The following is an 11,768-nucleotide window of genomic DNA, read 5'->3' on the forward strand; positions in this document are numbered from 1 at the left end:
CTAGAGCTCGACACGACTCCGCACACCGGCGGCGAATCGCCGCAGCCAACGCCGCCGGCGCGCCGCCGGGCGCTCTCGCGGGGACTGCGCGCCAGAGGAAATGCCATGAGCGTCGAGAACACGAATGCCCATTTCACCGTCGGGCAAGCGGACGCGCACGCCGATGGGGCACCGGCGCCGCGCACGAAGACGGCCGTCGACGAGTTTCCCGCCCGCGCCTGGGGCGTGCAGATCGCCGAGCCCGAGGTGTACTCGGCCGCCCCGCTCTGGCGGGGAATTTGGTCCCGCGGTCGGGCGCGCTCGCCTCACATCCTCATCATTGATGATTTCTTCGCCGATCCCTGGGAGCAACGGCGCATCGCCCTCGCACGCGAGTACGAGCCGGAGAAGCGCGCGGACGCGAACTACGGCGGCCGTGACGCCATCGAGACCGAGCCCCTCAAGGACACGCACCTCACCGCGGCCCACGGGATCGCCTCGATCCTGGGCTCGAAGATCAAGTTCTTCCCGTTTTACCGCATCAACACCGCCGGCACGCACGACCTCGGCCGCGCGAACATCCACTTCGACGACTACGACGGTGGCATCGTCTACCTGAATCCGCCGGGGCAATGCGAGGCCCGAGCGGGGACGCACTTCTGGCGACACAAGCGGTGCGGCTGGGAGTCGTGCCTCGACATGCGCCTCGCGCTGCGCGGGTACACGGGCGCCCAGCTCTCGGATTTCTTCTGGAACGAGCTGAAGGGCGGGCGGGACCCGAGCGATTGGGAGCCGACGCTCACGGTGCCCATGAAATGGAATCGCCTCGTGCTCTTCCGCGGGGACTTGTTCCACTCCACCGGTCAGTCGTTCGGCAGCACGAAGAAGGACGCGCGCCTGATTCAGGTCATCCAGTTCGAGATCATGGGCGAGCACGCGAGCCCTCCGCGCCGCGCCGTCGCCCCCAAATGACGGGGTACCCGGGGACCCCGACACTCCGGGGCCGCATGTCGCGCGCCGCCGGCGATGATTCGCCCGGATCGAATCGAGAGAACGAACATGGAAATTCAACACCAGCTCAGCACCGAGACCGAGGACGTCAACGAGGCCGCCGTCGCGGTGGGCGTCGAGCACCTCTCCGAGGAGGAGTACGCCCAGGCCGTCGCCGAGATGTTCCCGAAGATCGGCGGCGGCCGCCCCACGACCTGATCGCGCAGGCGTCGCCGCGACGGGGCTTCGGCCCCGTCGCGGCCGGCGGCGAGGCGTGGGCCCCGTCCGCGCTCTTCGCCCGCCAGCCCGGCGCGGACCACGGAGCGAGTCATGCAAGCTGTCCCCCTATCGGCGGAGCGCGCGATTTATCGACGCCCATCGTTCTTGGACGCGGCGACCTGCGCTGCGTTGTGCGCGGAGATGCGCAGGGCCAGCGGGGCCCCCGGCGCAGTCCTCAATCCACGGTACGGCGCGAGCGGTCCGAGAGAGATCGTCGACGTCGCCGCGCGGAAGACGTCCGAGGTCGAGGTGTCTCCGGAGAGCCGAGCGCTCGTGCGAAGGCTGTTCGAGCGCGCCATCGGCGGCATCGCTCGCCACACCGGCATTCGCGACCTCGCGCTCCGCTACGAGCACAAGTTCCTCGTCTACAGGCCCGGCGACTATTTCGTATTTCATCGCGACCGGGACGACGCCCCGGACGACCCGCCGTACGTCCGGGAGCGAAGGGTGAGCCTCGTGCTCTATCTGAACGACGCCGCCGAGGAGCCGTCGCCCACCACGTTCGGCGGTGGCGCGATCCGGTTCCTGGCACACGACCTCGATCCCGAGGCAGCGAGCGACCGGCGGCGCGTTCTCTCGCTCTCGCCCACGGCGGGCCTCCTCGTCGCGTTCGATCCCCGCGTCATGCACGAGGTTCGCCTCATCACGCACGGTGAGCGGTGCACCGCCGTCAACTGGTTGTATTAACCGCACGGAGCGTGTTTTCCCATGATGAACCCCGAAGAACCCGCGGTCGCGATCCCGCCGCCGACGTCCGTCGACTGGGAGCTCACGTACGCTTGCCAGCTGCGGTGCTCTCATTGTTATACAGAGTCCGGCCGCGTGCCGTCGCGCAAGCTGCCGCGGGAGAAGCTCGTTCGCATCGCGGAGGTGCTCGGGGGCATGGGCCTCGCCTCCGTGTACCTCGTGGGCGGCGAGCCTCTGCTCGTGCCGGAGGTGTTCGAGCTCGGCGATATCCTGAGGGCCTCCGGGACGCACGTCGTCCTCTACACGAACGGCGTCGGCATTTCTCGCGCGCTCGCGGCCCGCATCGCCGCCACGTTCCCGAGGGTGCACGTGAGCCTCGACGGCATGAGCGCCGCCGTGCACGACGCGATCCGCGGGCGCCAGGGCGCCTTCGCGGACGCCGAGCGCACGCTGGCCCACTTCGACGAGCTCGCGGCGCCGCCGACGGTGAACGGCTTCGGCTTCGGCGTCGACGTCGTTGTCGTTCGCCGGAACTACGAGCAGATCGAGACGTTCTGCCGCGAGCTGCCGCGCCGATATCCTCACATCCGGTCTTTGCTCCTCGGAGCGGCGATCCCCCTCGGCCTCGCGGGGAGCGAAGTCTACGTCGAGAAGGAGCTCCTCACCGAGGAGCAGCTCGCGGAGCTCGACGACGCGGGCGTCCAGCGGCGCTTGCGGTCGCTCGTGCCGAGCTCGGTGAGGTTCGAGGTGTGCAGCAACAAGCGCTGGCGCAGGCCCGAGCTCATGGGATCCGTCGATGTCGAGGCCGACGGGAGCGTCCGCCCGTGGTACCTGGGAACGGCCCTCGGCGATATGCTCGTGGACGAGCCGTGGGATCTGTTTCGCCGCGCCCTGGGGCGCGCCACGGACCCGTTCGTTCGCGAACGGATGAGCGGCGTGGAGACGACGGCCGACTGGGCCCGCGCGCTCCGTGAGATCCGCGCTCATTTCGCGCCCGCCCAGCCGCTCCGCGCGCGGCCGGCGCGGCGCTGACGTGGTGGCCCAGCGCTCCATCACCGCGCGGCTCTTGGCGCTCGCGTGGCCCATCGCGCTCTCGAGCGCATCGGGCGGCATGATGACGCTCGTCGACACGGTGCTCGTCGGCCATCTGGGCGGCGGAGCGCTCGGCGGCGTGGGGCTGGCCGGCATGACCGCGATGGGCCTCCTCGGCTTCGCCTCGGGGCTGCTCCTCGGGGGCAAGGTCCTCGTGGCCCATGCCGAAGGCCGCTCCGACGGCGCGAGCATCGTGAGCCTCCGCGCCGCGGCCACGGTCGTCGCGCTCGTGCTCGGCGCCTTGGTCGCGCTCTGCGGGGAGGCGGTGGCGCTGGTGATACCGCACGCCGCCGCGTCGCCCGCCGTCGGCGCCGAGGCCCAGCGCTACCTGGCCCTGCGCATGCTCGGCGCGCCTGCGTTCCTCCTCTTCGTCGCCCTGCGGCACGTGGTGGAAGGACGGGGCGACAGCCGGTCCCCCATGATCGCGAGCGTCGCGGCGAACGCCGTGAACGCGGCGCTCGCGTGGTACTTGGTTCGCGGCGCCGGTCTCGGCGTGGGCGGCTCGGCCCTCGCGTGCGCCGTCGCGCAGTTCGCCGAGCTCGCGGTCCTGTGGCGGCTCGCGCCGAGCCGCGGCGGCGCTGGAAGGGCGGATCCGGGCATCGTCTGGCGCCTCCTCCGGATGGGCCTTCCCATGGCGATTCAATCGAGCTTGGAGATGGGCGCGTACCTCGCGCAGATGTTCGTCCTTGCCTCGCTCGACAAGGCCGAGATGAGCGCGCAGGTGATCGCGTGCGAGATCGTCCATATCGCGATGATCCCGTCGATGGCCGTCGCGGAGGCGGCATGCGTCCTCGTGGGCCAGGCGCACGGAGGCAGGCGCGCGGAGGACGCCGTGCGGCTCGCGCGGGCCGCCGCCGCCGCGGCGCTCGTCTACGCGGCGGCCTGCGCCGGCCCGCTGGCGCTCGCCGGCGGCAGCATCGCGGCTGTGTTCTCGCGCGAAGGTGCGGTCCTCGCCGCTGCGGCCCGCGCCCTCCCCGTGGCGGCGCTGCTCTTGGTGCTGGACACCGCGAGCGCCGTGGGACGCGCCGTGCTCCGCGGCCGGGGCGACGTGGGCTACGCGGCGCGCGTGGGCGTGCTGTGCTCCTGGGTCTTCACGCCGCCTCTCACCTGGCTGTTCGGCGTTCGCTGCGGCCTCGGCGCGACGGGAGCGTGGATGGCCTTCTGTGCCGAGGTCACGCTCGGCGCAATCCTCGTTTGGAGACGCTTCTTCGGCCTGCACGCCCCGAGCGCATGCGCGGGCGGCGCGGCCCATTCCCTGGGCGAGTCAACATGAACGCGAGAGACGACGGAACGGCGAGCGCATCGCTCGCTGCATGGCGATTGAACGGCTCGTTGCGCCTGAGCGTCACGTGCGGTGTCCGCTTGGCGAACCGCCCCTACGCGCGCTTCCGCATCGACGTCCCGAAGGACCTCGCCCTCGTGCGGTGGCTGCTCGGCGCCCTCGCGCAGGGCTCGAGCGGCGCGGGCGAGCTCGACGGGGACGCGTCGCTCGCGGTGCTCTCGGCCGCCGCCGAGAAGGGCCTCGTCGTGACGAACGAGACGGACCCTGGCGAAGCGGCGCCCTTCGCGTGCGACCTGGACGACCCGACGCTGCTCGACCTCGTGCCGGAGGCATCGCGCGCGGGCAGCGCCGGCGACGGCGCCGACCTCGTGCTGAATCCGGCGTGCGTCGTGCAGGCGGAGGACACGCTCCCGCCCGCGCTGGTCGGCCGTGTTCGCGTGGACCCCTCGCTCCGCGCGCGCACGCTCTCGGACGACCCCGTCCGCAACCACGTGCGCACCCCGCTGGCCGGCCTGCCCCAGGGGCTCGGGCCGCTTCGCGACGGCGCGCGCGTGTGGGTGCAGCACCCCGTCATGGGTCTCTGGCAGCCGTTCGAGGCGTCGACGCCGCTCGCGCACAGGCTCCGCCGCATCGCCGATGGCGCGCTCGCCCCCGCGTGCCTCCCGGCGGCGGTGCGGGCGCGGCTCGTTCTCGCCCACGTCCTGGGCCCGCCCGCCTCGTTCGACGGCGCCGCCCGAGAGGCTCGGCTCGCCGCCATGCGCGCGAGCCTCGCGAAGGACGGAGTCGTCGTGCTGCGCAGTCTCGTGAGCCCGCTCCTGCTCGCGGCCCTGCGCAAGCACTACCGCGGCCTCGAGCGTGCCGGTTACCTCGAGACGGACAGGGCGCAGGTGAAGGACGGGCGCGACGGGATCTACTGCGAGTTCGCGGGCCTCCTCCTGCAAGACCAGCTCGCCCGGCTCATCAACCGCATCGTCCCCACGCCGGTGAAGCCCTCGTACTGTTGGTTCTTCAAATACCGCCCTTCGGCCGTTCTCTGGCGCCACACCGATCGCGCCCAGAACCGTTGGAACGTGTCGTTCGCCGTGGATGCCCATCCGCACATGGACGAGAGCTCCGCGTGGCCCCTCTTCATGCAAGTGGGCGACGAGGCGCACGCGATCCGCCTCGGCGCCGGAGACGCCGTGCTCTACAGCGGCACGGAGACCCCCCACTGGCGCAATCCCCTGCCGGCGGGCCAGACGGCGAGCATGTGCCTCCTTCATTATGTCGACGAGCACTTCACGGGCAGCCTGGGCTGATCGCGATCCGGGCGCCGTGACGGCGCGGTCGGCGGCGCCTACGGCAGCCCGAGCGCTTCCTTCATCACGCTGTCGTCCACCAGCGGGGCGAGCTCGGCGCGGGTGCGCGGGGCGCGGCCCGTCTGCGCGGCGACCCAGGGCTCCTCTTCCTCGAGCACGTCGAGGATGTCGGGCACCAGCGTGCCCAGGAACTGCTCGTCTTCCCAGACATTCTCGAGCACGGATGGCTCGATGCCGATCGCCTCCGAGATCCTCGGCCAGACGACCTCCGGGTCCGTGCGATAGAGCTCTTGCGCCCTCGCGAGCGCTCGCACGAACTCGACGATACCGCGCCGCTTCTCGGGGTCCGCCAGCTTCTCGGCGGTGCTGTGGAGGTTCACGATCTCGCGGTAGAGGGAGCGATCCTGAAACACGATGGCGTCGCTGCCGAGCACTTCCTTCGCGAGCTCGCTGGAGGGCTCCCAGAGCGCGACGGCGTCCACCTGACCCCGCTCCATCAGGGACGGCAGCGTGTTCGCCCCGCAAGGCGCGGAGATGCAGATACCTCCGGGAACCATCGTGTAATCGTCCGCCGTGAGGCCCACGGTGCCCAGGTACTTGGTGACGAAGTAGGCCGCGGACGTGTTCGGGATGGTCCCGATCCGCTTCCCGCGGAGATCCGCGAGCGAGCTGATCCCCGCCGCGCGGTTCGCGACGATCCGATAGAACGTCTCCGTCGCCGTGAAGATGATACGCAGGTTCGGATGAGCCACGGATTGCCTCAGCGTCTGCGTCTCCGCGTTGGTGCCGAGGTCGACGCTGGGGTCGTTGAGCAGGCTCACGATGCCGCCGGAGTCGACGGCCGCCTCCCCCGGATAGAAATCCTGCGAGGCTACCAGCACGGGGGTGAACTCGATGGACGCCGTGTCGCTCGTGATCTTGAGCGAAGGGAAGGACGCCGCTCCCCCCTGACCGCCCGCGCCCGCGCCGCCGCCCGCCCCGGCGTCCCCTCCCGCGCTCGCGCTCGCCTCGCCACCGCCGCCGCTGCTCGCGCCGGCAGCGCCGGAGCCGCCCGCGCCGCCGGAGCCTCCCCCAGCGCCGCCGGAGCCGCCCGAAGGCCCTCCACCCCCGCCGCCGGCCATGGCGCTCCCCGACGAGCTTGAGCCTGTCGCGTCGGCATTTTCGCTGGGAGCCGGGTTACCGTCGCAAGCGACGATTCCAAGCGCAGAGAAAAAGATGAGAGGCAAGAGAGTTCTCATGCGTCATGCCTAGAGGGGGGCGCTGAGTGGGTCAAGAAGGCTTCGTATGATGTCTGGCGGCATGATCGCGGCGTGCGTGGCATGCAGAGAAAAGGCATTCCTCATCGAGAATTCAATCGAGCTCAGCAGGTTGCCCGCATCCCCCAATCAGACGCTTCTCCATGTCAGCAGAAAATCATCCCTGCCCCTGCTCTTCGGGGGCGGCGTCGGATCGCGGGGTTCAGCCCTGTCCGCAGGCGCGAGCCGGCGAGGCACGCGCGCCTCGAGCGGATGAGGCCGCCGCGCCGCGAATCGCGTGCTCTCGGCGCCAGGAATGCGCTACGAAGCCGCGCGGACACGCGTGGACCCCGGAGGTCGGAGCATGGTCGAGGAGACGGTATTCCAGGGCGGGGTCAACACCGTGCGCCGGCGCGGGGACCGGGTCAACCGGCCCGCGACGGCGGCGGCGCCGGCCATCCACCGGCTGCTGCAGCACCTGCGCGCAGCGGGGTTCGATGCGGCGCCGGAGCCGTTCGGCTACGACGACGAGGGAAACGAGGTGCTGTCGTACCTCGAGGGCGACGTGCACAACGCGCTCCCGGCCGAGCTGCGCACGCCCGAGCTCCTCACGTCCGCCGCCGCCTTGCTGCGCCGGTTCCACGACGCGAGCGCGACGTTCGCGCCCGGGCCGGACGACCGGTGGCAGCTGCCGGCCCGATCCCCGGCCGAGGTGGTCTGTCACGGCGACCTGGCGCCCTACAACTGCGTCGTCCGCGCCGGCCGGGTGGTCGGCTTCATCGATTTCGACAACGCCCACCCGGGGCCGCGCGTGTGGGATCTGGCCTATGCCATCTACCGGTTCGCGCCGCTGCACGCGCCGACCAACCCGGACAGCGCCGGCAGCCCGGAGGAGCAGGCGCGGCGGGTCGCCGCGTTTTGCCGCGCTTACGGCGTCGCGCCCGGGGCGGAGCTGCTCGACACGGTGGTCGACCGGCTGACGGCCCTCCTCGCCACCATGCGCCAGCGGGCCGAGGCCGGCGAAGCCGCGTCCCAGGCGCACATCGCGGCCGGCCACCCCGCGCTGTACGAAGAGGACATCCGCTACCTGCGGGCGCAGCGCGAGCGGCTGCTGCGGGGCTTCGCCGGCCTGCACGGCGCGCGGCGCACCGGCGCCGACCGATGACCGACGCGAGGCGACACCTCGCCAGAGCGACGAACGGGTTGAAACGCCTGAAAGCGCAGGCACTCGAAACGCCAGCCGCCAAGAACGCCAAGAAGAGATCCCCTCACCGTGAGGAGGGGGCAAGTACGATGACTCCAGAGCGTCACGGCGGGAATCGCGACCGACCGACCGACCGTCCGGCGGACAGCATCGCTCCGAACGCTATGGTAGGACCGTTGCCCCTCGTGTAACCTCGCGCCCGGAGCCGGGGGCGGATGGAGCAGCCAGAGCCGAGATCCAGGGTGCTCGTCGTCGATGACAACGAGCAGAACCGCGCCCTGGCCCAGGCCACGCTTGAGGACGACGGCTACGAGGTCGTGCTCGCCGTCACGGGCGAGGAGGGGATCCAGCAGTTCGAGCGCCACAGGCCGGATTGCGTGCTGCTCGACGTGCGGATGCCGGGCATGGACGGCTTCGCCGTGTGCGCCCGGATCCGCGGCCTCCCCGGGGGCGAGAGCACGCCGATCGTGTTCCTGACGGCGCTCCGCGACGTCGACACGTTCGACAGCGCGCTGCGCGCCGGCGGCGACGACTTCCTGACCAAGCCCGTCCGCACCTCGGAGCTCCTCGCGCGCGTGCAGGCCGCGCTGCGGCTGCGCCGGCTCGGCGCGGAGCTGCGTGAGCACGTCGAGCTCGTCCGGCAGCAGCGGGACGCGCTCATGCGCCTCCAGCTCCAGAAGGAGCAGCTCACGGCCTTCGTCGTGCACGATCTGAAGAACCCCGTGAGCAGCATGGACCTGCACGCGCAGTTCCTGCTCCGCGACCGCGCGCTCCCGGAGCCGGCGCGCGACTCCGCGCGGCAGATCCGCGATCAGGCGCGCTCCCTGCTGCGGCTCATCTACAACCTGCTCGACATCAGCAAGAGCGAGGAAGGGCGGCTCGCCCCCGAGCGCGCGCGCGTCGATCTCCGCGCGCTCGTCCACGAGGCGTTCGCCGCGCTCGACCTGCGCGCGAGCTCCGGGTCGGTCGCGCTGCGCGAGGCCGTCGAGGCGCCCGCCGTCCAGGCCGACCCGGACCTGCTCCGCCGCACGCTCGAGAACCTCCTCGAGAACGCCATCCTGCACGCCCCGGCCGGCTCCGCGGTGACCGTGAGCGCCGCGAAGGACGGCGACGCGGTGGAGATCCGCGTGGCGGACGCGGGGCCGGGCGTCCCCGCCGAGATGCGCGCGCGGGTGTTCGATCGCTTCGTCCAGCTCGGCGGCGGCGACGAGGTCCTCCACCGCGCCGGCCGCGGCCTCGGGCTCGCCTTCTGCAAGATGGCCGTCGAGGCGCACGGCGGGACCATCCGGATCGAGGACAACGCGCCCGGCGCCATCTTCTGCGTGAGGCTCCCCGATGACCCGTGAACTCTCCTCCAGCGAGCGCCCGTCTCCGCCCGAGCAGGCGCCCCACGGGACCGGCGCCCCGGAGCTCGACGACGGCACGTTCCGCCTGCTCATCGACGCGGCGCCCGACGCCATGGTGGTCGTCGACGAGCAGGGGCGGATCGTGTTCGTCAACGTCCAGACCGAGCGGATGTTCGGCCATGCGCGCGGCGAGCTCGTCGGGCGCCCCATCGAGATCCTCCTCCCGGAGCGATTCCGGGGGGCGCACGTGGGGAACCGCGCGGCGTTCACCGCCTCGCCCAGGGCGCGCCCGATGGGGTCGGGGCTGGAGCTGTTCGGGCGCCGGAGGGACGGCAGCGAGTTCCCGGTCGAGATCAGCCTCAGCCCGCTGACGACCGAGCGGGGCACGCTCGTCTCGAGCGCCATCCGCGACATCGGCGACCGCAAGCGGGTCGATCTCGCGATGCGGCGGCTGGCCGCGATCGTGGACTCCACCGAGGACGCCGTCATCGGCGAGGCGCTCGACGGGCGCGTCGTCAGCTGGAACCGGGGCGCGCAGGCGATCTTCGGCTACACCGCCGAGGAGATGATCGACCGGCCCCTCACCGTGCTCGCCCCGCCGGGGCGGGAGGACGAGGTGCTGCGGACGCTCGAGCGGCTCAAGCGGGGCGAGCACATCGAGCACTTCGAGACGGTGCGCCGGCGCAAGGACGGCAGGGACATCGACGTCTCGATCACCGCCTCTCCGATCCACGACGCCCAGGGCAAGCTCGTCGGCACCTCGAAGGTGGCCCGCGACATCAGCGAGCGGAAGCGCCTCGAGGCCGAGGCGAAGCGCACGAGCGACCTCCTCAGGAGCGCGGTGGAGAGCATCCAGGGCGCGTTCGCCGTGTTCGACGCGCAGGATCGGCTCGCGCTCTGCAACAGCGCGTACCGGCACTGGCTCGGCGCGCGGGTGAGCGGCCCGATCGTCGGTCGCAGCTACGGCGAGCTCATCGACGAGGGCATCGCCGCGGGGCTGTTCGCCCTCGGCGGCGAGCCGCCGGCCGCCTTCCGCGCGCGGCTCCTCGCCTACCACGCGGAGCCGAGCGGCACGCTGGATCTCTGCACGAGCGACGGGCGCAGCCTGCGCGCGACCGACCGCCGGACGGCCGAGGGCGGGACCGTGTGCACCCTCTGGGACATGACCGGCGACGTGCAGCGCGCGGAGGAGCTCCGCAAGGCGCGGGCCCTCGCCGAGGCGGCCAGCTCCGCGAAGAGCGAGTTCCTCGCCTCGATGAGCCACGAGCTCCGCACGCCGCTCAACGCGATCCTCGGCTTCGCGCAGCTCCTCCACCGCGACCGGAAGACGCCGCTCACCGATCGCCAGAAGGAGCGGATCGAGCACGTCCTGAAGGGCGGCGAGCACCTGCTCAAGCTGATCGACGACATCCTGGACCTCTCGCGCATCGAGGCCGGCCGCGTCACGGTGTCGATGGAGCCGGTGAACGTCGCCGAGGTGCTGGAGGAGGTGAAGACGACGCTCGACCCGATGGCCCAGCGCGCCGGCATCGAGATCGCCCTCGCGCCCTTGCCGGCGGAGCTCCCGAAGATCACCGCGGATCGCACCCGCTTCGCGCAGATCCTCATGAACTACGGCTCGAACGCGATCAAGTACGGCCGGCGGGGGGGCCGCGCCACGATCGCGGTGTCGATGCCGGAGGACGGCGTCGTGCGGATCTGCGTGGTGGACAGCGGCATCGGCATCCCTCGCGAGCAGCACGCGAAGATCTTCCAGCCCTTCCAGCGCGCCGGCCAGGAGACGGGGCCGATCGAGGGGACCGGGATCGGCCTCGCCATCACCAAGCGGCTCGCGGAGCTCATGTGCGGCGGCGTCGGCTTCAGCAGCGAGCCGGGCGAAGGGTCCGAGTTCTGGATCGAGCTGCCGGCGCACGAGGAGGCGCCGCTGGTCGCCGCCGCGGCGCAGGCGGACGCGCGCCTGGAGGCGTCGCCGCTCGCCGGGCCCGGCGGCGTCCGCCATTCGGTCCTCTACGTCGAGGACAACCCGTCGAACATCGCGTTCATGGAGGAGCTGATCTCCGAGTTCGAGCGCGTCCACCTGATCACCGCGCCGAACGCCGAGATCGGCATCGAGCTCGCGCGGTCGCGGCGGCCCGAGGTCGTCATCATGGACATCAACCTCCCCGGGATGAGCGGCTACGAGGCCGCGCGCAAGCTCGTCGAGTGGCCGGAGACGCGCGACATCCCCGTGATCGCGCTCAGCGCGGCGGCGATGCCCCGGGACACCCGCCGCGCCGAGCAGGCCGGGTTCTACCGCTACCTGACCAAGCCGGTGAGGGTCGACGAGCTGACGGCCGTCCTCGAGGAGCTCCTCGTCCCCGAGGCGCGCTGACGGCG

The 11,768-nt window shown here is 71.7% G+C and carries 10 protein-coding genes; 9 read left to right on the forward strand and 1 reads right to left on the reverse strand.

Annotation, left to right across the window (positions count from 1 at the left end):
* Nucleotides 1-105: 105 nt before the first annotated feature.
* The 6 genes from NQZ70_RS31415 to NQZ70_RS31440 all read left to right on the forward strand — a co-directional run bounded on the left by NQZ70_RS31415 (nt 106) and on the right by NQZ70_RS31440 (nt 5,607).
* Nucleotides 106-951, forward strand: a complete 846-nt coding sequence (locus NQZ70_RS31415; protein WP_129577514.1) for a DUF6445 family protein — start codon at nt 106-108, stop codon at nt 949-951.
* A gap of 87 nt (nt 952-1,038) precedes the next feature.
* On the forward strand, nt 1,039-1,188 hold the full coding sequence (locus tag NQZ70_RS31420; protein WP_165374269.1) for a hypothetical protein: 150 nt from the start codon (nt 1,039-1,041) through the stop codon (nt 1,186-1,188).
* A 201-nt stretch (nt 1,189-1,389) separates the two neighbouring features.
* Complete coding sequence (locus NQZ70_RS31425) at nt 1,390-1,935, forward strand: 2OG-Fe(II) oxygenase (protein ID WP_165374270.1); 546 nt, start codon at nt 1,390-1,392, stop codon at nt 1,933-1,935.
* Between the two features lie 21 nt (nt 1,936-1,956).
* On the forward strand, nt 1,957-2,967 hold the full coding sequence (locus tag NQZ70_RS31430) for a radical SAM protein (protein ID WP_129577516.1): 1,011 nt from the start codon (nt 1,957-1,959) through the stop codon (nt 2,965-2,967).
* A 4-nt stretch (nt 2,968-2,971) separates the two neighbouring features.
* Nucleotides 2,972-4,300 carry an MATE family efflux transporter gene (locus NQZ70_RS31435; RefSeq protein ID WP_129577517.1) on the forward strand — a complete coding sequence of 443 codons (1,329 nt, stop codon included), beginning with the start codon at nt 2,972-2,974 and terminating at the stop codon, nt 4,298-4,300.
* Nucleotides 4,301-4,389: 89 nt separating this feature from the next.
* Nucleotides 4,390-5,607 carry a hypothetical protein gene (locus tag NQZ70_RS31440; protein WP_207217532.1) on the forward strand — a complete coding sequence of 406 codons (1,218 nt, stop codon included), beginning with the start codon at nt 4,390-4,392 and terminating at the stop codon, nt 5,605-5,607.
* A gap of 38 nt (nt 5,608-5,645) precedes the next feature.
* On the opposite strand, the gene NQZ70_RS31445 is transcribed toward NQZ70_RS31440, so the two are convergent.
* Complete coding sequence (locus tag NQZ70_RS31445; protein WP_129577519.1) at nt 5,646-6,728, reverse strand: ABC transporter substrate-binding protein; 1,083 nt, start codon at nt 6,726-6,728, stop codon at nt 5,646-5,648.
* A gap of 478 nt (nt 6,729-7,206) precedes the next feature.
* Here NQZ70_RS31445 and NQZ70_RS31450 point away from each other — a divergent pair, with 478 nt between their 5' ends.
* The 3 genes from NQZ70_RS31450 (at nt 7,207) to NQZ70_RS31460 (ending at nt 11,763) form a co-directional block, all read left to right on the forward strand.
* A complete protein-coding gene (locus NQZ70_RS31450; RefSeq protein ID WP_129577520.1) occupies nt 7,207-8,007 on the forward strand; it encodes a phosphotransferase enzyme family protein in 801 nt (266 codons plus the stop codon).
* Nucleotides 8,008-8,261: 254 nt separating this feature from the next.
* The gene (locus tag NQZ70_RS31455; RefSeq protein WP_129577521.1) at nt 8,262-9,392 is read left to right on the forward strand and encodes a response regulator; all 1,131 of its coding nucleotides are present in this window, start codon (nt 8,262-8,264) and stop codon (nt 9,390-9,392) included.
* Nucleotides 9,382-11,763, forward strand: a complete 2,382-nt coding sequence (locus NQZ70_RS31460) for a PAS domain S-box protein (RefSeq protein WP_129577522.1) — start codon at nt 9,382-9,384, stop codon at nt 11,761-11,763. The genes NQZ70_RS31455 and NQZ70_RS31460 overlap by 11 nt, the downstream gene beginning before the upstream one ends.
* The last annotated feature ends 5 nt before the right edge of the window (nt 11,764-11,768 follow it).

It is taken from the genome of Sorangium sp. So ce836 (assembly GCF_028553905.1).
GTDB lineage: Bacteria > Myxococcota_A > Polyangia > Polyangiales > Polyangiaceae > Sorangium > Sorangium cellulosum_D.

What these genes read in the sequence shown, in the direction of transcription:
- NQZ70_RS31455 (WP_129577521.1), top strand. Translation starts at nt 8,262, where the DNA reads ATGGAGCAGCCAGAGCCGAGATCCAGGGTGCTCGTCGTCGATGACAAC.
- NQZ70_RS31460 (WP_129577522.1), top strand. Translation starts at nt 9,382, where the DNA reads ATGACCCGTGAACTCTCCTCCAGCGAGCGCCCGTCTCCGCCCGAGCAG.
- NQZ70_RS31425 (WP_165374270.1), top strand. Translation starts at nt 1,390, where the DNA reads ATGCGCAGGGCCAGCGGGGCCCCCGGCGCAGTCCTCAATCCACGGTAC.
- NQZ70_RS31445 (WP_129577519.1), bottom strand. Translation starts at nt 6,728, where the DNA reads ATGGCCGGCGGCGGGGGTGGAGGGCCTTCGGGCGGCTCCGGCGGCGCT.
- NQZ70_RS31415 (WP_129577514.1), top strand. Translation starts at nt 106, where the DNA reads ATGAGCGTCGAGAACACGAATGCCCATTTCACCGTCGGGCAAGCGGAC.
- NQZ70_RS31420 (WP_165374269.1), top strand. Translation starts at nt 1,039, where the DNA reads ATGGAAATTCAACACCAGCTCAGCACCGAGACCGAGGACGTCAACGAG.
- NQZ70_RS31430 (WP_129577516.1), top strand. Translation starts at nt 1,957, where the DNA reads ATGATGAACCCCGAAGAACCCGCGGTCGCGATCCCGCCGCCGACGTCC.
- NQZ70_RS31450 (WP_129577520.1), top strand. Translation starts at nt 7,207, where the DNA reads ATGGTCGAGGAGACGGTATTCCAGGGCGGGGTCAACACCGTGCGCCGG.